Below are 24,755 nucleotides of genomic sequence, written 5' to 3'. Positions count from 1 at the left end.
AGCAGAGACCGCGCCCTGTTCCAGCTTCCAGCTGGACCGATAGATTTGCGCATTGCGCAAATGCGGTGCGCAAAGTTGGCGGATTGTTCTGGCGGCCTATGGGGACTGTGCTACGTTTCACGACATGAGTTCCCCGCTGTTTGAATCGTTCCAAAATTGCCCGATGTGCGGCTCGTCGAATTTGTCGGCGGGTGACTTAAAGCGCCAATGCGCCGACTGCGGACACGCGATGTTTAACAACCCGATTGCTGCCGTTGCGGTGTGGATTTTTGACGCCGAGGGGCGTGTGTTGCTCATCGAGCGTGGTCGTGAGCCGGCCAAGGGTAAGCTTGCGCCTCCTGGAGGATTTCTAGATGCCGGCGAGTCGTTGGAGTGCGCCGCGGTGCGTGAAATCGAAGAAGAGGTCGGCCTGAAAATCAAGGAGCTGCGTTACCTGATTTCACACAAAAACGATTACCTTTACGGGGGCAAAACCTGCTCGACCTGCGATGTGTTTTTCACTGCACAATTAGCGGAGCCCGCAGGCAACGGCGTTGTGCAGGAAGGGGAGGTCACTGCGATGTCCTGGCGCGCGTTGGCTGATATCGCTGCTGCAGACCTCGCCTTCGAATCGATGCGTGTGGCTTATGCGAAGCTACAGGAGCTCGTTCAAGAAGGCTTTTTATCTAACTTTGCCGAATCGGGCGTCGAAAGGCTCAGTTGAGCTTCGCTGGAGAGCGTCTTTACGGTCCAAGGTTCAGCATCTTTACTCGATGCCTGTCGCCTAACCGTGAATGAGTAGGATTTACTGTTTGTCGATGACGAAATCGTCCAGGTATATCCAGCAGTCGTTGGATGAAATGTAGTCAGATGTCGCATCGCCGCCTCTGAAAATATCCCACATTATTTGATCAATTTCTCTCCCTGAATTTTGGGTTACCCATCGGAAAGTTGCATTGTAGTAAATTGTACTGTCGTTGATTTTTACCTGAAGCTTGCCGTCATAATTATCATCGGTGTTCATTTTGACGTGAATCCAAATGTCATACCAATTGTCATCGGTAATGAAGTAACGTGTGCTAAATTCATCGCCATAGACACCAGGCTGATCAACGTAATAGGCGTATGGCGCTAGAAATGGTTGGCCATTGTTTATGTTGTCGTAGGTGTGCCAAACAATGCGGAAGGACCATCCATCGCCAGGAGAGGTATCCTGGCCGCCAGCATAGATTTGGCCTCCGCCAATCCCTGGCAGTTTGCCTCCTTTTTTCCAATCAAAGCCAGACTCAAATTTAACTTTATACTTAATGATGTAATCGGTCCCGTTATCAATCAGAACATCGCAGATGGTGCCTCCTGACTGACCTACCAAGTCCTTGAGTAACTTGACGCCTAACACTCCATTAGTTATCTGATGCCTGTCTTTTTCTTCGTCGCTATATCCGTAAACGTTGCCAAAATCACTGGTGAAATAGCCATACCAGTAGGTGCTGTTTTGCCAGCTGAAATAGACACTGTTATCGCTGTAGATGGTTGACTGCCCATATGATGAACCAAGGGGCATCGCGAGGATTGAGCACATGACAAGCTGCGTGGCATGTGACTTGAGGGCCTTAAAAAATTTAAGCGGAGAGAAACACGTATTCATGCTCTAGGTGAAGGGTTGAAGTTGCCGGTGAAATTTTTCAGAAAGCAGTTAATTGATTTGTACTTCCGAATCAGCAGGCGATTTTTCGTTGGTTTTGAATACGCCGCCGAGTGGAGAAATGTATGTAGCGCCTTCTATCGTGTGCAGTGGGAATGTGCTTCGAGTCATGGCCGACTCTTCAACGCTGAAGCCGGGGTCTTTTTCCAATTCAAAAATAGTAGTCCCAGCCTCTCTCTCTCTACTCTTGTTCAGGTAGAGCCCACGTCCGCTTCCATCGGCAAAAGTAATTGCAGCCCAGCGTGAGGAGGGCAGATTCATTTGACCGTCGACCAACAGCTCTGTACCCGAAGGTGATCCTTGCAGTGACAGTACCCGCATTGGCGTATTTTTGCCTCCGTCAATGATTAGCTCTTCATTCTGCTGTAAGGTTGAACCAACCGCGGCCCAGCGCCACAGAGTTTGATCGCTTCGAGTTGAGAAGCCGGCTGCGCGTCCGTGAAATGTATAATCTCCAAAATTTATCCCATTGCTAGACTGCCCCAAAAACCAATGATCTGTTCGATCTTGCAGGACAATGGTTACCATTACACCGGACCCATGCTGATTAAAGTCCCAAATCACGTTTAGTATTTTGGATACTTCGCCATCAGCGACTGGCTCATAAACACTAGCCCAGAGCGTAGGTTCGTCTGGCTGAACTTGTTTCTGTCGAAGCAGATGCCATCCAAGGAAGTCGTTCTTTTTGGATTCATCCTGATTGGTTGGCCGAAGGCGTGGAAGCCTGCTGATCCAGCTGGTTGAACCGGGTTGTGGTGCTATAAACAGATTGAGCGCTACATTGCTCTCGGTGCCTAGCCAGGTCATCTTGAAAGAGGACTCGGTATCCACTCTTTTGGGGGATTTGAGCAGAGCGCTCCAGGCTCCATCGCCAACTTTATCTTCATTCAATACATGCGCCATGCTTAAGCCAGCATCTACTAATTGGGCATCAACTGTTTGGACGACGTCTTCATCTTCCGTTTGCCGTAACATCGAGCGATGGATTGTGCCGCCTTTCAGCCAGAAGCAGTCAAGGACATAACCAGACCAATCGCCTGTAGCGACTTGGATAAGCGCGCGTTCGGATACTTTTATGCCTTCGTTGACAGGGCCAGGCGAAGCCCCTGCAATATAGGTGACAACGCCATTTGAGGACTGGCCGCTATCATAGCCTAATAGTGCGCTACGAGCCCATGCTCCTTGCCATACTCCGTAAGGCCCATCTTCGTAGGTCGTATCTTCGTCATACGCCAACGACACATTATGAGCGAGTGGGGACATGTGGAAATAACGGTTATTGGCAGGTCTGAATGCGTAGCCTGCATCGGGCAGGAGCTCTTGGCCGTGCCCCCAAAGTTGCAAACTTAATCTACTGTCGTGAATGTGCCCGCCGCCGTAGCGACCACCTCCGGTCAAAACCGGCAACGACAAGTGTGACTCGATATCGCGACCGGCTAGTGAGAAATGGCCGAAGTCTGGAAATTCAATGGGTTTCGGCGCCCTCGGTGTTGAAGTGGCTGGAACTGCCCAATGGGTGTCATTGATAGGAATCGGTCTACCGCTGGGCATTCGAAAGTCATTTTGCGCCTTATCAATGGCGTCGAGACGCTCCGACAGTTTCTGGACTTCCGCTTTGGTATACTGAGCCTGGCCAGAGAGCAGCCCTGCTTCAAGCATCGGCAACAGTGCTTTTAAGTTTCCGGTAACTTGCCTTGCATAGGAAACAGTGCCTTCTTGCCAAATTAAATCCGCATACCAAAAGTCTGATCCCCAGGCTAAATAGTTTGCGGTGTCATAACACTTTTGGAGCAAGACTTCGTCTTGAATCACTAAGGCCAATGAGGCGGCATGCCTTAAGCCAAAAGGAGTATAGTTTGTTATTTGATTAGGGCGATTGAGCAGCTTTTGGAAGGACTGAGAATATGCCTTGAGCCATACTTCAATGTCTTCCTTTCGTGCGAGTACCTCGCCACTTTTAGCTTTAACGGGCCAGATTGGGGCATCGTAAACTAAGCCAAAGCTGATGACCGCCGGGTAGGGAATCCACTTGCCTTCTACGTGTATGCCTGTCGGTGGTTGTGGCGTATTTCTGGATGCGAGGCCGGCTAGTATGGTTGCGGCTTTCTCTGCGGCTGCCGCATCACCGTTTAATCGATAGAGGTGGCTTAGCTGCCAGGCAGTCCATTCAATCGGAGGGCGTGCATGCGAGGTAAAGTTTGTTTCGTTAGCTGCTTGGTTAAAGAGCAACACATTGGAGGATGTCAGCGCGGAGGCTGCTTTTTCGCACAGAGTAGGAATATCGCTTTGAGTTGGCGGCGAGGTTTTCCATGCGGCATAATGCCAAGGTTCGTTCGCCAAGCAGATATAGGGTAGCAGCGCTAACAATAGGGTAGAGGTCTTCATGGGTGCCTTGAGTAATCAGTCTGTCGGCGCAAACGCTATAAGTTCTTTGACCTGAAAACATTTTCGTAAGTTGGTTCCTCGATGAACTGTACGCTGCCATCCCAGTAAGCTGCATTGAGTCCTGAATTGTGCCGCCAATCAGTTGAGGAACCCTTCACCTTACTTTTGAATTTGGTTTGATTATAGTAATCTGTCGTAGCTGTGGTTTCTGAGTCGATGAATTGAGGCGAATCTGGCGCGTTGGATATCTGTGTGCGTATCTTCCACGTGGGTTCATCTTTTAGTAAAAGATAAGAAATGGCATTCCATTCCGTGCCGTTGGTTTCGAACGCCTCAATTGCAGAATCGTCATCAGGGCATTGGAAAACTGAGGATGTAACTTTGTACTCATCATTATCGAGATATGGATAAACCTGCCTAAACCAGTATTTCCCTGCCTCTTGAAACGGAGTTGCGATCAGATCGCCATTGTGGTCATTCGAATATAGTAATGACGCCGAACTCAGCTGTCGGAGATTACTGGCGCAAACGCTGCGTTTGGCGCTCTGGCGTACGGTCCCAACTACTGGGATGAGGATTGATGCCAACACTCCGACAATTGCCATGACGGCAAGGAGCTCTACTAGAGTGAATCCTGAATGGCTCTCCTTAGGATAATTTGCTAGCTTTTGCATCTTGAAACAGTGAAAAAAATGGGTGGGACTGGTGTGCGTGGGAACTAGGCAAGAGCTGCTGATGAGGCGCAAAGTGCTTCGTCATTCACGAGTTGATTGGAAGCATCTTCGATTGCTCTTAGCCGGCTTTCCCAATAATATTGTGGTAAAGGAGCCACTACTTTTCCATTGAGGCATTGCTCCAATTGTTCACCGAATTCCCTACAGGCCGTTATGTCTTGCGCGAGCAGGTCAAAGATAATTTCTTCAATCCCACTGTTTGCTCTGGTTGGTTCGAGCTTAATATTTTCCTTTTGCTCATGGAGTTGTCGAATCCAGTCCCACGATCTATCTACGTGCGTAGTGAAATTGCACAGAAGCTGTTTGCACGAAGCGAGGTGCGTAGCTTCTCCTAAATCATCCAGTACGGAAATACAGGTCTTGATGCCATCCAGAGGAGCTTGTCCGTTGTGGAGGGTTATGGCCATGTAGGCCAGTGAATCAAGGGCGCCATCGATTGGAGTCACTTGAATTCTGCCGCTAGCATATCGGCTCCAGGCCGTGATGAATATGCCTTTCAATCCAAATTGAGCCGTTAGCGCAGCCCAACCCTGTGTAGCTTTTGCTCTTGCAAGCGTATCAGGCAGATTTGCCCAAGGGCCGTCTGCGCCTTTGTAAGAGGTGGCGCCCCAAATGGAGCAACCCAGCTTGTGAAGTTTCTCGATGTGGGGGAGCCGGAAATGATAGGTTTCTGGATTTCTTGGGTCGCCCGTGTATCCCCAAACAACCAGGTCGAAGTCTTGTGCGAAAACTTTTATCTGATCATCTTCCCATTGGACGACTTCATCGTGCCAGAGCAGGGGGCGTATGGAGTTATCTTTAAGGAGAATGAGTGATGGTTGTAATTGTTTTAAGTATAGTTCTGCTATTCCATAAGTTTCAATAAACTCCTTGCTTGCGGGGTGTTTACCCAAAGTGTAAACTTCATCTCCACCTAAATGAAAGTGCTTGATACCAGGGATGAGCTCAATGACATCCCGAATCATGTCGGCGACTATCTGAGGTGAACCTTGGGCTAAAGGGTGGAAAACATCGGTACGGTGTGGGACTTCTCGCATGCTCTCGTTACCGGGCAGGCGCAGGACATTCTCGGAATGGCCGAGGCTTTGGACCAGTGGAATGATCTCAATGCCAAGCTCATCACATCGCTTTGCGAACTGTAAGATTTGGTCTTTGGTGTAAGCATGTGGTGCACGAAGGCGTGGATCGCAAGACCACGGAAAGCAGTCCTCCCACTCTACTAATATAGCTTGAATTCTAAGCGTGTAGAAAATGTCAACCAGCTCCAGCAAACGATGGAATGTTGGGACTAATCCTTTGAGGTCCAAGTGTACTCCGCGAAATGGCACCGCTGCGGATTGAGCGTCGAATGCTAATGCTGTAGCCATATCTATTTATTGCTCGAAATTCACGTGAATGGGTGATTTTCCTTCGGCAAGATGTTGTCTGTAGGCTGAGGGGGGCATGCCTATAGCCCGGCTAAAAGATTGGCTAAATGAGTTGATGGATTCGAATCCGCAGCGTTTTGCGACATCTGAGATTGAAAGGTCAGGGCAATTGATCAGTTGTACTCCGCGAGTCAGGCGCGATTGTCTCAAGTAAGCCCCAAGGCTAACCCCAAAGTTTTCACGGAAAACTTTGCGTAAATTGCTTTCGGACATTTCGAGGTGCTTGGCTATGTCATCAATGCGCACCGCGAAGTCCATTTCGCGATCCACGAAGCGGGCTATCTTTTTTAGAAAATGGTTCGTTTCGTGTTCTTGTAGGTCAATCGTGTCGACAGGCGACAGCGTATGGGTTTTGACGGCCGATTGGCAGACTCTCCCCATGGTTAGCGCAGCTTCAAAAATGTCGAGTTCTGAGCACGGATCCAGGTAGATCTGGGTCGCTTGCTTAATGGACTTTAAGTGAGCATCCGTTAGCTCTGTCATCAGCCCTGACTTTATGGGCAACAAGTTCTTACTGCTGAGATCGAATGTGAAGAAAAGCCACAGAAATCCATCCTCAGGAACGTTGTAGTAACGGTGAAACGTTTCGGGGGGGATCAATGTTGCTGAGCCGGGATTGAAATCGTATTCGTCATCACCGAGACAAACCCGCGCCGACCCAGAATAGTTTACAACTAATTCGTACCTCTGGTGCAGATTTTGAGTGACTCGGGTTGGGCTCAGCTCCTCGGCGTTTTGCCGTAGAAAGAACATGTAATTGTTTGGCATCACACCGTTTTGCCAGACGTGACCGTGATAATGGTCAGGAAGGTCGCCAATGGCCTTAAGCCATTTTGGTGCTGTATCTTCTTTTGTCGGATGAAGTTGGGTATGATACTCTTCTGGTTTAGCCGTTTCCATTAATTTAATTTTGATTATTTGCTAAGATCGATAATATTAAATAAAAAACATTTAGGTAATGTCAACGATTATATTGATCCTGTGAATCGTTGTCCTCTTTGGGGCATTGTTATTTTTCATGCATTCGGGGTAGTGCTCTTCCAGTTTGGTAACGTGAATCTGAGGAGCCGAATGGATTTTGAGCTATCCTGATCACCAGGCAAAATGACTCCCAATGTCGGACGGTGGGGCGATAGGCGGACTACCGTATTTTGGACAAGCTTCCACTGGCCATCAAAGGAAGCAATTTTCAGTGGTGTTACGGCACGGTCTTGGTGCAGTGGCGTCCATGAGCGTGCTGATGGATTGATGGTTATTGGACTACTGTTTTTTCCAATACGGACTGCTTTCGGTGCATCCGAGTAATTGCAGAAAAGCACCCCCATGCTGTTTTGATCAGCTTCTGAGCAATCGATGAAGCCTATTTTAAATGGTGAAGATTCACTTGTTCTCTGATCCCTTGTTAGAACCAGCACACCAGAGGTGGAATTGCTTGGTAGGAGTAGTCTCTCGCGAGGAATGAATGTTGTTTTTTCTCCTGGTTGATTCACTCGCTCGTAGAGCGTGAACTGTCGAGGCCCATGATAGGCAAATGGCAAGGACAGGAGATTTTCATCTGCAACGACTTGCTGGAAGTTATCTGGATTGGAGCTGGTGCGCACCCAGCGCTTGTACCTCTCCGCATCCTCTGAGTGAGACTGCGCATTTACTTCAGTTGAAAACGGTGCATTGTATTTGGGCTGATTTTGTTGCTCCAGCATTAGTATGGCAAGGTCCACTGAAACCAGTGGATCATTCTCGGCATGTAAGCTGAGGCTTGAATAGCAGACTAGCAGCCCCAAAAGGGACAGCAATTGACGTAGTGTATGTGGTGTTGTTTTCATGCGAAATTCTAGTCTATCCATCGAAAGGATACGATGATGAATCTGCGGCCAAGCTGTGCATTGGTTTCTGAATGAAGTGCGTTTGTGCCATCTGCATTGTATGGGGGTGCCCAGGGCTCGTCGGCGGTATCTACATATTCGGGGATTCTTTGGACGATGGCTTCGCATTGTGCCGTAGAAATTATTTTGTCTGTGAATGGATCACTTACTTCACCATAGGCAAGAATGCGAAAAGTGTCAGAGCGAACTGTCATGGCAGAGTCCAACGTGGAAAGTAGGTCTCCTTGCATGAGGTATCCAGGCATGCCTTGGGTGGTGACTCCATCCAGGGCTTGGGCGTTTGCGATGCTGCTATGGTTCTCTGAAGCGCTGACTTTCGATGATTCTTCGCTTAAGAGTGATGCGTTGGGCAAGGCCGAAGCGATGGTGTCGCTATTCGATGGCTTGCGATCCAGAGCTGCTTGCAGGGTACCTTTAGCAACGAGCTCTTGTTTTCGCTCGGCTGGTAGGTCATCCCGTAGGGTTTGGCTATTGGATGACCAGTCTGCGGTGGGATTGGCTCTCACTCGATTGACAAATTGGCTCATGCTGGGAAATGGACCCCGGACTTTGACTTCTTCAACGATCGCAGTAGCAAGGGCTCTTAGTTCATGCTCGTTTAGGCGCCGAAAGCCGGTGAGCATTCCCTTGTTTTCTGAGTTTAGCTCCCCTGGGGAGAGGCTGCCTCCGAGCGGATTCATTAATCTGGTGTAGGGCGCGCCATTTTCTGCGTCTTGATTTTGATCTTGTAGAGTTACGGGTGCATCGAGGGCGTTCGCTAGAAATGCTGCCCAGGCTTCGATGGAAGTGGAGTTTACGTTAAATGCGCCATCCAGCATCAACTTCGCAGCATGTTCATTGAAGCCATCCGAGGTTTCTGTTTGGGCCAGGGATGCGCCGTATTCCAAGAGCAATGGATGCGCTGATTGCTGCGTATTTGAGTTTACTGCTGAAAGAAAATATCTGTCGTAGAGCGCTTCATTTACCAGATACGGTATGTCTGGCAGCCAGAATCTTTCAGGCTCATTAAAATGAGCGACCACTTCCTCTGGTTCAATCAGTGGAGATGCGATTGATTCTCCTAGATTAAATGCAGGAGTTAGGTGTTGGCCACCTCTCGGCTCATTGCCGCTAACGGGGCGTATCGCGCTGCTGGCGAGGTTTGCATGGCGCAAACTGGCAATATTGAAATACTCATCACCTGGTTGCGATAAGCGAAAAATCGCTGCGCGGTCGTTGTCGAAATTATCTGCCTGGCCGCCCACGGGTGTATAGGTTGGGTCTGGGTTGGGGTCGTTCAGTACTAATGCAGGCGTAAAGGCATCGACGGCATCGTAGTTGAAGAAAAGTCCGGAGGTGTAGGTGCTGGGCATTTCTGCGGAGCGGCTGAATGTGTACTCCGAACGAGGATTGTAGTGATAGCTCCAGCGGATTTTTTCGGCTCCAAATGCGCTATTGGGGAGGCCAAAATTATCGTCGGAAAATTTCGTTGAAAAAACCTGTAGAACGGATGGGACGGTCAGCGAGCCTTCCTCAAGGAAGCTTGCCGGCGATTCGAAATCAGCAGGGTCCGCAAGGCGCTTCATTTGCGATGCGTTAAATACCAGAGATGTGGCACCGCCCTTTGTGTGTGATAGCTGAAAAATCTGATTAACGAACAGTTTTTCTGGTGAGCTGACTGATAGCCAGCCGTCTTTTAGCTGCCCAATTGAAGAGGGTTCCAGTAGATCCCATACGCCGTTGGAGTTGTAGAAACTATTGGTGTAAATGCTTTTGGCTTCGTTGTCTGGAAGGGCCATTTTCATGGTTACTTCATAATCCGCAATGGAGTCTCCCTGAGCGTCGGCGTCGAGCGTTAAGACTACGTGGGTGCGTCGGTAGAACGATCCATTTGGTCGCCATCCAGGCTTCAGATCATTGGTGTTTGTGTCACTGGAATCAGCTAATTGGAAAGTTCCTTCATCGGGGGATAATATCACGGCTCGCCCGGCGGGTAAGACCATTTCGGGAATGTAAAAATGCATTGGCCCGATACTTTGATTTGGAGTAGAACTTTCTAGTTGGCCTCCAATGGTTGGTACATTGCTTACGACTTCATTTCCTGTTGCATTACGTATGGATAGTCGAATGCCGTAGCGGTCATGAAATTTGTAATTGCTGCTGCCGACGTATGGGCGGGAAATCGCTCTTAATTCCGGTATGCGCATCGCAACATTGTAGGGGTTCCAGAGCACGATGGCGGGGAAGTAGTAGTAGTAGATTTCCCAAGTGGTGGTATCGGCATCGGGGGGAGATGTCTGTATTAATGCTGGAGTGATGCCCAGTTGGGCTCTGGTCAGGATCGGTAAAATGCCGGGTGTGTTTTCGCTCGGCATACGCATGGCGACGATTTCTCCAGTTGCCCAGGTTGCATCGAGGAGCGCATTGCTGTTATCATTGTTATTGATTGTTTGTATGCCTTGGTAATGGTCGCGCAGGTAGCCCCAAGTGGGTTGAATAATTTTGTGTTCATCTGGAAGTGCAAATTCCGGGTAAAGTGGGGAGCTGTTTTTTGTTTCGTCTGGAGCTGCATTTCCATCGGTTTGTAGGGCTACGGTGAGGTCCTTTTTTAGGCCGCCATTGCGGACATCCGCCAAGACTCCAAGTGAATCTAAGCTGAAGTCATGATAATGCGGATTTGTTGTGTCGTCGGTTTCCGACGTGAATACATTGGCAAAGCGTGGGTCGATGAGCTGGAGCATCTCCATGCTGGTTGCATCGCTGGCGAAAGTATCATACTTGGCTCGATCGAGGTCGCGCAGACTGGTGTCCACCAGCTGTGGCGTTGCGCCGACGGGGTGTAGCCATTCGAAGGAGTTCGAGGGTGTCTCGTCCTTGATGGCTTTCCGGTTGATCTTGGCCTTGAGGCCTTCATCGCCAATCCACCAGGCATAACGATCATTGAATATGCCTGCTGTGTTTCCAATGAGTTGCTTTTCGACAATTACATCTGCTTCTTCAAAGGTGTATGGATTAGTAAAGTCTGCGGTGGCTTGGGTAATGTTGGCGTGGTTTCCCCATATAAAGCCCTCGTTTCCACTGACGAGGAAGGCGGGTGGCTGGAGGAGGTTGGTATCGTTTTGAGCTCCCGGCTCATGGGGCCAGTTAAGGTTCTGCGTTGGCCTTACGTCCCAGACGGCGGTGTAGAATGGATTCGAAACTGTCTGATCGTCTGATGGGTTAGTCGCTTGGTCATAGTCTTCGAGTATATCTGCACGTGCGGTTATCCGCTGGTCCGGGCCGGCCAGGCGTTGCAGTTCTCCGAGTGCAATATACAATCCTAACTGTGCGTTATGCCGTGCCTTATTCTTGGATGCTTCAATACTGGTAGTGCGCGTTTCGATGTTGATTAGCGTGCTGATGGAAAGCATCAGCATCACCATGAAGGCCATCAGAGCTAGAGCGATAATCAGTGCAAAGCCTGGCTTAGCGTCTTTGGTGATTATCCTGCTGTATCTATTCTTGGTGTATGGCATTTGTTATGCAGAGGTCGATATTCCAGGTGCTTTCAGTATAATTGCATGGTGGTAGTCATGCTCGTGTTCCGGTGAGGGACTACTCTTAGCCTATTGTTATGGCCTCGGGAGCGCTTCACCTGATCGGGCAACATCAACTTGCGATGACCAATAATGGCGTATTGCTGGTTTACCCTGGCGATGCGGCTTGAGCGATGTCGGTAAGATTAAAATTGATAAAAATATTGTTGACGATCGATAAAATTAAAATAATCCTTTTTATGTAATGTCAACGATTTACTTGAAAGTTTTACCGATCCTTATGCTCGGATTGATGCAGGTTAGTGCAGAAACGGTTGGGACTTGGGACTTCAGAAATGGTAATCTGGATACCGAAGCGTTTCTTAAGGATTGGGCTATTGGCTCTGTCGCCGCTGAGCAGGAGGGCGCGATTCAAGTGGTTCCCCCGCCTGGGCTGGTTGAGCCGGGGCAAGTCGCAATGGTTCTCAATGATGTTTGCGACAGCTCCGCTCATAAACTGAATGATGCAGATGGCACTCCATTGCTCGTCTATAAATTCGATAGTATTCCAGCGGGTGGATTCTTGTTTCGGGCCGGGACATCAGGTTCTCAAAATCAGAATGCCACGATTACATTGCTGTCCAGGGGGCGTCCGCTGCTAATCATTAAATTGATCAATAATACAACGGGTGTCCTAGTCAGCGGTACGGGTGAAATCGAGTTTTCAGATCCGGTCAGTTGGTTTAATCGAGCGCGTTCGTTTGAAGTATACTGGCATGAAAATGGGCGGGTGGATTTTTACTTCAAACCAGATTCTGGGGATCCGCTGGAGATTAGATCGCTACGTTTTCTCTCACCGGGCAAGCCCAACGAGATACAAATTAAAGTCGGCTATGGCAGAGGTACGGGGAAGGCTGTCCGACTGGAAACCATTTCACTGATTAAACAAAACTAACACTCAAGAATAGGCAAAAAATGAAAAGCACAACAGTTCTACCTCTGTTTGTAATCGGCGCCATTTGTAGCATTTCTTTGAATGCTCAGACGCGGGAATACGGATACTCTTTTTCAACTCCAGAGACTTTGGCCACAGACGTTGCCAGCTGGAATTATACATTAGACACCTCTTACAGTGGATCAGGTGATCCGGGCACCACGGCCAATATGTTTATCGTCAGAGGCGAAAGTGGAAGCTCTGATCATTCAATAGTGTCGATTGCTGGCGAAACGGCTTACTACGTTCGCACTGTAAATACTCAGAATACCAATTTTGGGTTCTATTTGATGAATCTGGATTTCACTGATTTTACCTCGGGTCAAGATGTTCTGGTGAGCTACAGCTTTAAGATCCTTGGCAATGATACCAATGGTGGCATCGATCCAAATGACTGGCAAGTTCTCTACACGGAAGGTACGACTGGAGTCGGGGTGAGCAGTTACACGGACGTCGCGCAAACTTTCAGTTTTCAGGATGATAATCAGACTTGGACGAGTATCTCGGGGACCTTCATTGTCTCGGGTGCTTCGGACCGTGGCGGTATCCTTATAAACGCTGGCACAAGTGGCAGTGGTTATACCTCTAGTGGTGGATACTATCTTGCTGATTATGCTGTTGAAGTTTCGTCGATCCCTGAGCCATCCAATTTTGCCCTCATGGGTGTGGCAGTTATTGGCGTGCTGGCGGTTGCGCGTCGTAGGATAAAGCGAAAAAAGTAATCCAAGGCAGACTGTCTAAGTATATTCAACTTCATTGAATTCGAACAAGTCGCAATGTTGTAGCTAGGGGGGCAGCACTGTGCTGTTACGCTACGATCTGGACTGATTTCGAGATTCAACGGAACTCGTAGTTCCTCCAATGGGAGCCACTCGTTATCTACTTTGCGAGTGGCTCTTTACTTAGAATTTTGAACTCAGAGAGAGTCGCTGGGATGATAGTGGAATACACTACATTGGCTGTTGGCTGAGTCTTTTCTCGGCTAAATCGTAATGTTAGTGATTTTGCACGCGGGGGAGCTCAAGGCCCAAGAAGATGTGTTCTCTGACAAAGTTGCTTAGAGGGTGCCACAAGTGAGTTCGCCACGAGATTTACAGTGAGATCGGGTGGGAAAGGATTCAGGTAACTTCGGTCTCTGCAACGAGTCTGCATATTGTTACATGTCTGCTCGTTTTACAAATGGCCTTCAAAAGGCGATGAATGGAGTCCAATCGTTGATTGATTAACCCATTCGGCATACCCTTTTGAAGAATAAGAATCCAGGCTTTGCGCTCGTTATCGCCCTCGTGTTGATGGCCTTCATGGTCATGCTGCTTTTGTCGTTATCCACAACTTTGATGGTGGAGTCAAATGCGTCTTCTGTTCAGCGAATCGATGCGGAGGCACGAAGCAATGCACAGTTTGCCTTGGTGCAGGCGTTGGGAGAGTTGCAGAAACTGGCCGGGCCAGATCAGCGTATCACGGCTCGAGCGGATATTCTAGCTGACGACGCGCCTTACTGGACGGGTGTATGGTCGAGCGATCCGGATGACGAAGCATTCAGCCTGAGTGACGATCAGACTCAACAGGAGATTAAAGATCGTAGCGTGCTCAAATGGTTGGTCAGCTTGCCCAATAATGGAGAGTTGGCTGTATTGGAGCCATACTTGGGACGTTCGGCGAGTAGCTTAGCCGATGATGAAATCCTGATGGCGGACGACGATTTGGACGGTACGGCGGTCATCTTGCCCAAGGAGGACATCTACAGTGAGGGGGCACTGAAGGGAAAATATGCCTACTGGATTTCGGATGAAGGATTGAAGGCCAATGTTTCGCTGACGCCGGAAGATGTACGTCGCGCGAATAATTTGGATGCGCGAAATCCGTCAGTCATGAACGCAGCATCCATTGATGGCATTGGTGCCTTGATTACTGATCTGGAGATCGGGCAGTCACAGCTGGGGGCAACGACCACCTTGTCTGAATTGCCTATTGTGCTGAATACCGATGATTCCATTTTGGAGGATTACGCGCATGACATCACGGGTGAAACACGTGGGTTGCTGGTCAATGTACGCGATGGCGGGTTCAAAAAAGATCTCACGGCAGCTTTTGAAGACACCGAGGATTTTCAGGATTTAATCGCGGATCATGGTAGCACTCAGGTGTTTGATGCGCAAGGTGGGGTGGCGAACGACAAAGATCCTGGTGGACCTCTTTGGGAGCAGCTACGCTCGTATTACACCCAACGCCTTAACGACGATGGAGAGCTGGAATCCCGCGAGCCAACGGATGCGCAGTCCGGCGTTTACCCGGTGATTGCTCAGTTTTCGCTTCATCATCACCTAATCATGTATAGCATTGGATCCGGGCAGTATCAGCCACGCTTGTGCCTGTTTCCAATTGTTGTTTTGTGGAATCCATACGATCAGCCAATCGCGTCTGAGACCTACTTTGTCAAAGTTACCGATATTAATACCTACAATGGCGCTGAGGGGATGACGATGGAAATCCAGCCGCGTATCTATCTGAAAGAAGATGACGGTCGACCGGACACCGTTACCTATACGAATCCAAACAATGGCCAAGTTTCTTACTACAAGGAGAGTGATGTATTTCCCAATACGAGTGATCCGCTGCGCTTCGAATTGGTAAGCCCGGTGATTGAGCCAGGCGAAGCGCTGGTGTTTTCGCCAAGCTCGATTTCGAAGATGGATTCGAATCCTGCCACGCCAATGCCGCTGGAAGTGGGGTTCTACGACGGTGAATATTTTTACTACGAAGATGTGACGCCGTTTACGTTGGATTTGCTGGGCGCGGAGCAGCAGATCGATCAGTTCGGCCTGCGGATGATGTCTGCTAACTACCTGCGCATTCGCCTGGCGCGTGAGTCGATCGCCAACGCGGAAAACAATGTGCTGCTTCAGCATGTTTCGGGGCAGAATTATTTTGTGACTGGCTCAGGAGGCGGTGGGCAGGGGAATATTCTCTGGCCTGCGACGGACAGTTCGCTCATCAGCTCCGCAGAAGCAAATCAGCCGATCATTGCCGGGCATACCAATTACAATTTAGCGACGTTCCCCGCTGCCGGAGCTTACATGCATCTCAAGTTGCCCAGCAACTATGCCGAGGTGAATAACAACGACGACCTTACGGATGCTCAGCGTGAAATAATGCCCTACGTACGCACGATAGCGAACTACAATCCACGCGCGCCACGCAGCAGTAAAACTCCGCTGGAGCAGGTGGACTACGGTAATAACCAGGGCAGCGACTTCGCCTTTAATCCAAGCTACTTTGGCAACACTGAAAACTACCACTGGTATTATGGCCTGCCCGCGAACAACTCCTACTTCAGCTACAATCATGGCGATGAGCGAGTGAACTTCAGCTATACGGACGATCCCAGCGCCATTACCGACGGCGGTTTTATTCTCTATGAAGCGCCTACGGACGACAGCTTCTTCCTTTCTGTTGCAGACCTTGCCCACGCGAATCTTACGCAGCCGTTCATCAACTCGAGTAAATTCTACAGCCATCCTTACAAGACTTACAACGTCCAGAACACCTGGCCGGCATATGCAATCGGCAACTCGTTACAGGATCCGCGCATTCCTGCTGGCCAAACGTCTCGCAGCACTTGGCCCGATAGTAATCCGGATCCTGCCGGTTACTATCACTACGATGTGTCTTACTTGCTCAACGACGCTTTGTGGGATGGCTATTTCTTCTCGGCTTATAACGCTGCGGATGATAGCAGCCACAATGCTCGGCACTCTTTGACAGACGACTTTGACCTGGGATTCGCGACCTCGGCGGCCGGTCTTTACGTGAAGGGCGCCTTCAATGTAAACTCTACTTCTGTGCGTGCCTGGTCGGCATTACTTTGCAGTGCAAAGCATGCAGCGGTGGAAAGCCGTGTCGGTGAATACGACGATGCCGCGACGACGCCTTTTCTCCGCGTGGCCATGCCCGATGGTGAACCCACTGCGGTGGATCGCAACACACTCGATGACGCGGTTTATAATGGCTTTCTCGCTCTAACTGATGATGATATCGAACGCTTGGCGGAGGCCATCGTTACGCAGGTTAAGGAACGCGGTCCATTCATTTCCCTTTCGCATTTTGTGAATCGTGTGTTGGACTCAGCCAATTACCAATCTACCCGCGAGGCGGCCTACGCAGCATCGGGCGAGGAAGGTAGGCGCGCGATGATGGTGGGCGCCTTGCAGGCGGCGATTGATTTGTCTGAGGTTAATGCGGTGTCGGCTACAGGGAGTTCGCGATTCAACGACGAAAACTACAAACTGGCTGAACCCGACTTACAGGAGTTTTACCGCGAAATGGATATCGATGCGAGCTTGGGTGATCGTGCCACTGGCGCAACCGGCTACCTCACCCAACTGGACTTGCTCGATGTGATTGGCCCGGTGATGAGCGTACGTTCGGACACCTTTGTCATTCATGCCTACGGCGAGTCGATTAACGCACTGACAGGGGAAACTCAATCCATCGCGCGCTGTAAGGCGACGGTTCAGCGAGTGGCGGAATTCGTCGACCCTTTGAATGCGGCGACCGATGAAGAGCAGGACTTGACCGAGATTAATCTAACCTTTGGGCGACAGTTTCGCATCATAGATTTCCAATGGATCGACTAAGCAAAGTTACTGCATGGCTGATGTTGGGCGCGGCGCTCTGCCTGGGGCAATTGGCACAAGCTCAAGGGGTGCAAGATGCCTGCTCGGTGGAGTTTCAGGTGATGGTGTTCAGTGCGCGCAAGCAGGTGTCCTCTGGTACATTGGCAAATGCGCGCCCAGCACACGAGCTGCCCGACTTGTATTTCATCGGAGCCGATGGCTATGAGCCAATTGCGATTAACCAAACGACGCTTTCGCCTACTTACGCGTACTCCGGACCCACGCAGTTTAGTCTCTACGCGCGTAGAGATTCTGAAGACGGGCCGATTTACACGCCGGTCATCAACGTGAACTTCGGACGGGAATGGGAGCGGTCAATTATCGTAGTGACCACCGCCAGCGTCGGCGAGCAAAAGAGCCGCGCCATTGCGATTAACACTTCTGAGCAAAACGTGCCAGCTGGAACAATTCTGGTTTACAATCTTTCGATGGAAGAGCTCGTGTTGAAAGCGGGTGGGGAAATCTACAACCTTCGACCTTTGGCACCGGTTAGTGTGCCAGTATCCGGCATTAAAAACTTAACGCTTCCAGTGCAGTTAGCGCTGAAGGACGACGACGATTACAAGCTGGTCTACCGTCGTAAATGGCGCATGCAGCCAGACGTCAGCGGTGTCTATTTTTTGTTCACGCTCAGTGACAATGATCGCCGTTGGTTTATGCGAAATGTGATTCTCTGAAAATCGTTGCAGCGAAAGATAACGTTCCGCTTTTCAAAAAAATTGCTTACGCTTCACCAGCTGCAAATGACCTTCACGCTATTGGCCAGTGCGTTGGGTTTATGAGCGAAGCGACAGGCTTTGATTCAGTGTGGGCAGACTTTCGCCGTCTAGCCATTCGCCATTTACCATTTCGATGAGGTCAGATTGATCGGAGCCATGACTGCTGGAGCGGATCATCAAATTGAGTAGCTGCAAACTGCGACGTAGCAGGATGACGTTGTCCCGGAAGTAACCGGCGATTTGGCCAGCGTAATTCGGGTCCCACATGTTGATGGTCAGGTAGGCAAAATCTTTGGGCATGGTGTAGCCTAGCAACGCTAGCGTTTCGTAATGGTGATGCGTGTCGCCAACGACGACATCCGGCCGATAGCGCTCTACCCATTCTCCTACAGACGTATGCTGCGTGTGGTTGCGGAAATTACAAAACTGAATGGGAATGAGCTTGTCTGGATTGTTTTCGCGATGATGTCGGCAAAGCACGGCACCGAGGCGCTGGTTCATGGTAAAGGACTCGGGGTAGTCCTCGAGCAGCACGCCGATGCGCTGATAGCCGTCGCGCTTGAGCCGCCGCCAGATTTGTTCGATTGCCATAAACTCATCGTGCATAACGATGGGGCAGTCGGGTTGTGTTGCCGATACGTTGATGCTCACTGCGGCAAAGTTTTTCAACAAGTCGGCGATGTCGTATGGCGCTTCGGAGATGTAGGATAACACGGCGCCGCTGACGCCCTTGGCGTCCATGCGCTGCATGAGTTTTTGGATGCTTGGGTAGTCGCGCAAGTCTTCGGGGATGAGCGTGTAGCCAAGAGTCAGCGCAGCTTCCCGATAGCGCTTGTACTCAAGCTCGTCGGTTTCCGTGAGATCCTTGCTGTCGAAAACGTAGCTGATGTTCAGTCCGTCGTTGGAGCGACGTCCGCGCCAGCGTCGCTCAATCAAAACCTGAAACCCGGGGTCGGGCCGGTAGCCCATTTTCTCCGCGGCGTCTTTGATCTTCTTAATGGTTTCGGGCGCGGTTTTGGGGTCCGTCCGCAATGCACGTGAAACGGTCGCGACACTTACGCCGAGTTTTTTGGCGATGTCACGCTGAGTCACGTTTTTCTCAAATGAATCAGGGGGAGTAATGTGGGTATTTTCTCGATGCCTAGGCGGGAGTCAAGTTTCGCTCAATGTATCGGTGTGGACTTGTGGTTGCTGAGAATGCCTAGCGATCCAAGGATGTGGCTAAACGCGCGGTCGCCAGTGGTGTATTTTGTTACATCCTTTGCTGCTTGAAGCGCATGCTCTTGTGGATAAGATTCCATTTATAACCCAGAACTCCACACACACCATACCCTATGCATCATATGAAAATCAATCCTCTGCTGGTCTGCGCGTTGGCGCTACCTTCTATTGCCTTTGCTCAAACTACATGGACTGGCGCGACGGACAGCGTGTTTTCTACGAGCACGAATTGGACCGCGGGCACGCCAGACATTTCGGGAAATGATGGCTTCATCACCGGCACAGGTCCCGCCGTGTCCATTGACAACTCGTTCTCTTCCAATGTCACCCAGACTGGGAATACCGTAACCTGGGATGTAACAGCTGCCAAGAATTTCTCAGGCGGCGTTTATAACCTCAATGGCGGCACGTTTGACTTGGCTACTTCGAACATCTTCATTCTCAATGGATCGACGATGAATGTAGACGGCGGCTCTTTTACCGCAAGTGTTGGCGCCGGCTCCATTCGATTCGTCGGAACAGCGGCTACGCTTAACATTTACAGCACTGTCAGCATGCCCTTAACGACAAATAACCAACGCGATGGCAGCATGCTCATTGACGGCGTTACCGCTACGTTTGGCACTTACCTTTACGCGCTTAACGGCGTCGTGAATCCGTTGTTGACTATTCAAAATGGCGGCACGCTCGATGTCAGCCTCCTGCAGTATGGGGCGAACCCGGATACTGGTTATGGCCAGATCACTATGGGCAGCGGCGTGAACTCTATTGTGGCTGCGAATACGACAGGTCGCTTCACGGAGTTTAACTTCGATTTCGAAGCAGATTCGGTGGGGAGCAGTATCACAGTTGCTGGAGCCAGTGCGCCAGACGAGGCCACTTGGATATCGCAATGGGCGGCTGGCAAGCTGACGGTTGCTGGCAGCAATAGTGGGGACTTTGCCGACTACTTCACTTTTTCCGGTGACACCTTGACGCTGACGTCAGTCCCAGAGCCAGGCATGTATGCGTTATTCCTTTCTCTGGGCATTCTTGGCTGCGTGATACGTCGCCGTCAAAGTAAGGCAAATCGATGCTGATTAGCTCGACCGCTTGCCGGTAGGGCTTGGGTATCAGTTCTATCCCTCTACGCACGAAAGGAAAGGGCGCTTCATTTCCCCGCATTCAATCGAATCAAGAATGACTGTTCGCTGAACGTTCAATTTGTTGTTTGAATTGCCGGAGTGGAAACTTTTCGGGAAAGCCAATTTGTGGGTAGATTACTGCGTTAACCAAGTCTTGCTCGTCAAGTCGGTAGACAAAAATAGAATTGTTGATGCGTGCAACTGGCTCCTGTTCAATCAGGTATAGCCGCAGTCGTTCGTCTCTTAGCTGCTCGTAGGACCTTAGGACTTTTAGCCAATGCTGAGGGTTGTTCTGGGCAATCTTATCGAGGAGTAATTGCATACTGCTTACGCCGTTAAAGAGTCGGGCTAGCTCTCGGATTGAGTGCAGGTAGAGTTGGTTTTGCTCTTCGGTCCAGGGGCGAGAAACTGTCTGATAAGGACCTTGTAGGATCGTGGCGCTCATTACGTAATAGCCAGGTTCCAGGCGAGGCATATTGTATGAATAATACAACTGATAGCCTGCCGAAAATAGATAGCGCGCATCGATGCCAAGGTATTCGGGATTTTCAGTGCCCAGGCAACCTAGATAGACCGGGATTTCATTGGGAGCCGCATTGTTTTCTGCGAGCCAATCACTCAGTGCACCGAGGTCCTGGCCCCAATCCAGTGAGCTATCGACTAGCAGCTTGTAACCGTTTTGAGAGCCTCCAACTGCAATATTGAAGAACGATAAATAATTAGGGTAAGCGGTGGCGCTTTCAAATACATACAGGGTCAATAATGATGCAATCGCGATCTGGCCGACTCTATTGCGGCGCCACAGGATAGCCATTCCTCCGATGAGGACTAGTCCGCATAGTATGACGGGCAACATATAGCGCAGCCCCAAATTTAGTGAGCTGTTTATTGCGACACTGCCGTAAACCAGTATGAAGATTACCAGCGGAATTGTCAGGATCATCCTCGTTACCTGTTGCTCCTTCTGTAACAGATCTTTGCCGGATCGTTTGAGCCAAATAAAGAGACAGAGTATGCCCAGGAGAGTTAAAGCGATCAATGCGATGGGGCTCTTGAAGAGTAGAGCGAGTGGGAAGAATGCATGAAAGCCGGTGAACGAATACTCGCCCATCAAGAAAGAAGGGCGTATATGGCTGTTCTGCAAGTTCTGCGCAACGCCATAGAGAAAGGCTTCCGGCAGTAGTTTATGGTTTAGGGTAAAGCGTATCAGATCGGCGCTGATTTTTTCAGCAGGAAGCACGTAATCCCAATCCCAGTTAGCGTTAGGGGCAGGCAGCTCTGGATTATAGGTTTCAAAGCGAAAGCCGTAGCAGGCCCATAATACAGTCCATGCCAAGATTGCCGCAACGGTCAGGGCACTCAGTCGCATGCCAAAAGTTTTTAGGTAGCCCCGTGCCCGATGCCCCTTACTTCGCCAGACGATTAAGTAATCCGGCTTAAGTATCGTAACCAGGATCAATGAGATGCTGGCCACTGGCGCTAGCAGAGCAGCGTGGTTTTTGGATACGCAAAGTAGCCCAGCGCCAATGCCCAGCAGACATATTCTCAGCAAAGTCAGTTTTTCCAAAACCAGCCCAAGCGCAAACAAGGAGAGGAGGAAGGTCCCAGCACCAAGCATGTCCGAAGTGATGAGACTGCCGTGGGCCAATATTTCCGGAAAGCAACAAAAGAGAACAAGTGTAATGAAGCCACCGCATATGCCAAATAAGCGCTTGGCGTAGATGTAAGACAGCAGGCCGATTAGGGCTGTTATGAGTATGATAACGACACGTCCGCAAAAGATTAGCCAGATTGGTTCAGTTTGCAGGTCATAGAAATAATGTGCTTGGGCGCTCCAGCCATCTCTGTTGGCCCACGAGTAGTGATCCGTAGGAATTGCGGGCGTGTCCATTGTTAGCATAGGAACGGATGCCATGCGTTGAGACAGCTGGCCGTTCTCAGGGTGCAGTCGGAAGTCGTCGAGTGTCCAAAAGGAGTAACCACCAATTAAGTGGATGCCTTCGTCATAGGTCATTGATTTACTCGAAACGCCATATAGCGCCATGAGAAAATAGCCACCGAGGAGCAGCATGACACAGATTCTTTCTATACCGACTTTCATCGCTGGCATGGTTGTCGGTAAATACGGAATAGCAAATGGAAACTCAGGAGGTTTCTATAGGTTTTAAATTCTCTGTTTGTGAGCTGAAATAATTGATATGCGTATGTCGGGAGAGCCTATGGCCACCGTAATCGTTGGGGACGCAGTCCCTTAAACGACGGTCCGCGAGCTTCCGATCTTTGGTTTATAAGGCCCTGCGGATTTGCTTGCCGTGATTTTTTACCAACGCATAGTAAGTGCCCGATGTTTCGTGACGATACAGGCATTCAGCAACCTTTTGGAACGTGGATTGACTCGATTTTCCGGGCTCAGGCATGCCCTAAAAGCTCCCGGGTTACACTTTCGGGTTGCAATGGCCAAATTTCGCCGTCGAAATTCTTACATAACCAATTGGTATAGAAAGGTTTGTCCCCATAGTTCAATGGATAGAACCGCGGTTTCCTAAACCGTTAATCTGGGTTCGAGTCCCAGTGGGGGCACCATATATAAATCATTGACTATCAGTGCTTTTGTAAAAAAACGCAAATAAGCTCAACCGCGTATAGGTGCGCAAAAATACGCTCAAAAGCACGAATAAACTGCAACACATCTGAACTTTGCACTACAAAGTGGGCATTGCCAGAGGTTCGCTCTCAGTGTAGCCTAGACGATAAGGCTTATGATACCAATGCCATAAGAGACTTCATTGAAAATGCAAAAGCCACTGCTGTTATCCCTCCAATGGAAAGTATTGAATAATATCCATTACGACAAAGAAATCGGAAAGTTTCGACGCCGAATAGATAGCTTTTTCGCTAGGATTAAGTGGTTCAGAAGAGTTAACGTAAGGTGTGACATAACATCTTCTTCGAATATGGGATTCGTAACTCTCTCTGCTATAGCTGATTGGGTGATGAATTGATTTGTCCGCGCGGCCTAAAGTAAATTCCCTCAGAAGTATGCCCAAGACATCTAATGCATTAGGCTGAGGCTGAGTCGAAAAGGTCACTCCGGACTCATACTGTGCTTCGCCACATCCCCATTAATCGAGCACTTTTACGTTCGCATTCCGGTGCATAATCCGTGAAGCTGACCAATTCACGAGATACCAGAACCACCAGCACCATCGAACGAATGCAAATCGCAGCAAACACAGTTGTTTCCCTGAACTACACGCTCAAGGACGATGCAGGCAACATCATTGACCAATCCCAGCCGGGCGCGCCGCTCGTCTATCTGCAAGGCCACGGCAACATCATCCCCGGACTCGAAAAAGCCCTTGAAGGCAAAGCCTTGGGCGAAGCGCTGGATGTCCGCATCGATGCCGCTGAAGGCTACGGAGAGCCCAATCCTGCCCTGACACAAGTCGTCCCGCGTGATCGCTTTCAGGGTATCGACGAGCTCGCCGTTGGCATGCAGTTTCAAGCTGGCACGGAACAAGGTCCCCCCATCGCTGTGCGCATCACTGCGATCGAAGGCGACAGTGTAACCGTGGACGGCAACCACCCGCTCGCCGGCATGGCGCTCAACTTCAGCGTAAGCATCGCTGATCTCCGGGAGGCAACCGAAGAAGAAATCGCTCATGGCCATATTCACCAAGGTGGTGGCTGTTGTGGAGGCGGTGGCCACGACCATGACCATAACCATTCCGGTGGTTGCGGTTGCAGCTAAGCCCAGCATATTCCATTTTCCAAGCCGGCGTTTAGCGCCGGTTTTTTATGGTTCATCGTCAAAGACGAGGGAATGTCGTGCAAAGAAGCGGTGAAGAAGCTAGAGATTAAGTTCTGGCACCGAACCATCCAGCTTCAACCCTGCTTCAATGAATGGAGATTGACCTATTTTCCCTGTTTTGGAAAGGCTACAGCCTGTAGTCATGTCGTTTTCTCAGCCACAAGCATCTTCTGTTGAGGTTAGAGCCTGAGGGGGGTGGCGTTGTAGCGGTTGCGGTCAGAGCTGCTTGCAGATTCATGAGAGGGTTGAGCGTCGAATCCGCGATTGCGATCTATTGGATTGTCGGCTGACACTGGAGCTTCCGGTTCGCCGGGTCGATTGGGCATTTACACTGGCAGGCTCATCAGTTCTCAAGAAACGAAAAAAGTCCTTAAGGACAGTATCGATCAGCTGCTTGCATCCAAAGACCCCGCCCAAGCTATGGAGGCGCTGGACTTGGTGCGTTCTCTGCCGAGAAGCGTCGGTAAGAGAAATGAGCTGTTCCGGAAATAAAACGGCCCGCTGTTCGGCGGGCCGCTTTTTGGGGCTGATTGTGTGTAGATGACAAAGGATTAGCCGAGTCCGTGGGGTGTTGCTCCGACCTTGACCTTCCCCTAATAATCA

General features: G+C 50.0%; 16 protein-coding genes and 1 tRNA gene. 8 read left to right on the top strand and 9 right to left on the bottom strand.

The window, feature by feature from the left end:
* The first annotated feature begins 124 nt into the window (after positions 1-124).
* Positions 125-703 carry an NUDIX hydrolase gene (locus RBB62_RS10125; protein WP_309398678.1) on the top strand — a complete coding sequence of 193 codons (579 nt, stop codon included), beginning with the start codon at positions 125-127 and terminating at the stop codon, positions 701-703.
* Between the two features lie 81 nt (positions 704-784).
* Here the strand turns inward: RBB62_RS10125 and RBB62_RS10120 are convergent, their stop codons facing one another.
* The 7 genes from RBB62_RS10120 to RBB62_RS10090 all read right to left on the bottom strand — a co-directional run bounded on the left by RBB62_RS10120 (position 785) and on the right by RBB62_RS10090 (position 11,607).
* Entirely contained in the window at positions 785-1,627 is an 843-nt protein-coding gene (locus RBB62_RS10120) for a polysaccharide lyase (RefSeq protein WP_309398677.1), read from the bottom strand.
* 48 nt (positions 1,628-1,675) lie between these two features.
* The gene (locus RBB62_RS10115) at positions 1,676-4,069 is read right to left on the bottom strand and encodes a heparinase II/III family protein (RefSeq protein ID WP_309398676.1); all 2,394 of its coding nucleotides are present in this window, start codon (positions 4,067-4,069) and stop codon (positions 1,676-1,678) included.
* 35 nt (positions 4,070-4,104) lie between these two features.
* Positions 4,105-4,743, bottom strand: coding sequence for a type II secretion system protein (locus RBB62_RS10110; RefSeq protein ID WP_309398675.1), 639 nt, complete (start codon positions 4,741-4,743; stop codon positions 4,105-4,107).
* Between the two features lie 44 nt (positions 4,744-4,787).
* Positions 4,788-6,170 (bottom strand): family 20 glycosylhydrolase, encoded by a 1,383-nt coding sequence (locus RBB62_RS10105; RefSeq protein WP_309398673.1) that lies wholly within the window; start codon positions 6,168-6,170, stop codon positions 4,788-4,790.
* 6 nt (positions 6,171-6,176) lie between these two features.
* On the bottom strand, positions 6,177-7,130 hold the full coding sequence (locus RBB62_RS10100; protein WP_309398672.1) for an AraC family transcriptional regulator: 954 nt from the start codon (positions 7,128-7,130) through the stop codon (positions 6,177-6,179).
* 116 nt (positions 7,131-7,246) lie between these two features.
* Positions 7,247-8,053, bottom strand: coding sequence for a hypothetical protein (locus RBB62_RS10095; protein ID WP_309398671.1), 807 nt, complete (start codon positions 8,051-8,053; stop codon positions 7,247-7,249).
* Positions 8,054-8,061: 8 nt separating this feature from the next.
* Positions 8,062-11,607, bottom strand: coding sequence for a hypothetical protein (locus RBB62_RS10090; RefSeq protein WP_309398670.1), 3,546 nt, complete (start codon positions 11,605-11,607; stop codon positions 8,062-8,064).
* Between the two features lie 265 nt (positions 11,608-11,872).
* On the opposite strand from RBB62_RS10090, the gene RBB62_RS10085 reads away from it, so the two are divergent.
* From RBB62_RS10085 to RBB62_RS10070, 4 genes are all read left to right on the top strand, one after another.
* The gene (locus RBB62_RS10085; protein WP_309398669.1) at positions 11,873-12,562 is read left to right on the top strand and encodes a hypothetical protein; all 690 of its coding nucleotides are present in this window, start codon (positions 11,873-11,875) and stop codon (positions 12,560-12,562) included.
* A 20-nt stretch (positions 12,563-12,582) separates the two neighbouring features.
* Positions 12,583-13,323 (top strand): PEP-CTERM sorting domain-containing protein, encoded by a 741-nt coding sequence (locus RBB62_RS10080; protein ID WP_309398668.1) that lies wholly within the window; start codon positions 12,583-12,585, stop codon positions 13,321-13,323.
* Positions 13,324-13,845: 522 nt separating this feature from the next.
* A complete protein-coding gene (locus RBB62_RS10075) occupies positions 13,846-17,238 on the top strand; it encodes a hypothetical protein (protein WP_309398667.1) in 3,393 nt (1,130 codons plus the stop codon).
* Positions 17,226-17,954 carry a hypothetical protein gene (locus tag RBB62_RS10070; RefSeq protein ID WP_309398665.1) on the top strand — a complete coding sequence of 243 codons (729 nt, stop codon included), beginning with the start codon at positions 17,226-17,228 and terminating at the stop codon, positions 17,952-17,954. The genes RBB62_RS10075 and RBB62_RS10070 overlap by 13 nt, the downstream gene beginning before the upstream one ends.
* A gap of 99 nt (positions 17,955-18,053) precedes the next feature.
* On the opposite strand, the gene RBB62_RS10065 is transcribed toward RBB62_RS10070, so the two are convergent.
* Positions 18,054-19,088: a LacI family DNA-binding transcriptional regulator gene (locus tag RBB62_RS10065; protein ID WP_309398663.1), complete on the bottom strand. Its 1,035-nt coding sequence runs from the start codon at positions 19,086-19,088 to the stop codon at positions 18,054-18,056.
* A gap of 251 nt (positions 19,089-19,339) precedes the next feature.
* Here RBB62_RS10065 and RBB62_RS10060 point away from each other — a divergent pair, with 251 nt between their 5' ends.
* Positions 19,340-20,296 (top strand): PEP-CTERM sorting domain-containing protein, encoded by a 957-nt coding sequence (locus tag RBB62_RS10060; protein ID WP_309398661.1) that lies wholly within the window; start codon positions 19,340-19,342, stop codon positions 20,294-20,296.
* Positions 20,297-20,390: 94 nt separating this feature from the next.
* Here RBB62_RS10060 and RBB62_RS10055 read toward each other — a convergent pair whose 3' ends face one another.
* Entirely contained in the window at positions 20,391-22,451 is a 2,061-nt protein-coding gene (locus RBB62_RS10055) for an ArnT family glycosyltransferase (RefSeq protein WP_309398660.1), read from the bottom strand.
* Positions 22,452-22,849: 398 nt separating this feature from the next.
* Between RBB62_RS10055 and RBB62_RS10050 the strand changes: the two genes are divergently transcribed.
* Both RBB62_RS10050 and slyD read left to right on the top strand, forming a co-directional pair.
* Positions 22,850-22,924: transfer RNA gene (locus RBB62_RS10050), tRNA-Arg, on the top strand.
* Positions 22,925-23,555: 631 nt separating this feature from the next.
* Entirely contained in the window at positions 23,556-24,092 is a 537-nt protein-coding gene (gene slyD, locus RBB62_RS10045; RefSeq protein ID WP_309398659.1) for a peptidylprolyl isomerase, read from the top strand.
* Positions 24,093-24,755 lie beyond the last annotated feature (663 nt).

Origin of the sequence: Cerasicoccus maritimus (assembly GCA_031296935.1) — a bacterium.
Taxonomy (GTDB): domain Bacteria; phylum Verrucomicrobiota; class Verrucomicrobiia; order Opitutales; family Cerasicoccaceae; genus Cerasicoccus; species Cerasicoccus maritimus.
The sequence above is the reverse complement of the archived record's forward strand: the minus strand, read 5'-3'. Positions and strand labels throughout refer to the sequence as shown.

What these genes read in the sequence shown, in the direction of transcription:
- RBB62_RS10105 (WP_309398673.1), bottom strand. Translation starts at nt 6,170, where the DNA reads ATGGCTACAGCATTAGCATTCGACGCTCAATCCGCAGCGGTGCCATTT.
- RBB62_RS10110 (WP_309398675.1), bottom strand. Translation starts at nt 4,743, where the DNA reads ATGCAAAAGCTAGCAAATTATCCTAAGGAGAGCCATTCAGGATTCACT.
- RBB62_RS10115 (WP_309398676.1), bottom strand. Translation starts at nt 4,069, where the DNA reads ATGAAGACCTCTACCCTATTGTTAGCGCTGCTACCCTATATCTGCTTG.
- slyD (WP_309398659.1), top strand. Translation starts at nt 23,556, where the DNA reads ATGCAAATCGCAGCAAACACAGTTGTTTCCCTGAACTACACGCTCAAG.
- RBB62_RS10095 (WP_309398671.1), bottom strand. Translation starts at nt 8,053, where the DNA reads ATGAAAACAACACCACATACACTACGTCAATTGCTGTCCCTTTTGGGG.
- RBB62_RS10060 (WP_309398661.1), top strand. Translation starts at nt 19,340, where the DNA reads ATGAAAATCAATCCTCTGCTGGTCTGCGCGTTGGCGCTACCTTCTATT.
- RBB62_RS10090 (WP_309398670.1), bottom strand. Translation starts at nt 11,607, where the DNA reads ATGCCATACACCAAGAATAGATACAGCAGGATAATCACCAAAGACGCT.
- RBB62_RS10120 (WP_309398677.1), bottom strand. Translation starts at nt 1,627, where the DNA reads ATGAATACGTGTTTCTCTCCGCTTAAATTTTTTAAGGCCCTCAAGTCA.
- RBB62_RS10085 (WP_309398669.1), top strand. Translation starts at nt 11,873, where the DNA reads ATGTCAACGATTTACTTGAAAGTTTTACCGATCCTTATGCTCGGATTG.
- RBB62_RS10100 (WP_309398672.1), bottom strand. Translation starts at nt 7,130, where the DNA reads ATGGAAACGGCTAAACCAGAAGAGTATCATACCCAACTTCATCCGACA.
- RBB62_RS10055 (WP_309398660.1), bottom strand. Translation starts at nt 22,451, where the DNA reads ATGCCAGCGATGAAAGTCGGTATAGAAAGAATCTGTGTCATGCTGCTC.
- RBB62_RS10070 (WP_309398665.1), top strand. Translation starts at nt 17,226, where the DNA reads ATGGATCGACTAAGCAAAGTTACTGCATGGCTGATGTTGGGCGCGGCG.
- RBB62_RS10125 (WP_309398678.1), top strand. Translation starts at nt 125, where the DNA reads ATGAGTTCCCCGCTGTTTGAATCGTTCCAAAATTGCCCGATGTGCGGC.
- RBB62_RS10080 (WP_309398668.1), top strand. Translation starts at nt 12,583, where the DNA reads ATGAAAAGCACAACAGTTCTACCTCTGTTTGTAATCGGCGCCATTTGT.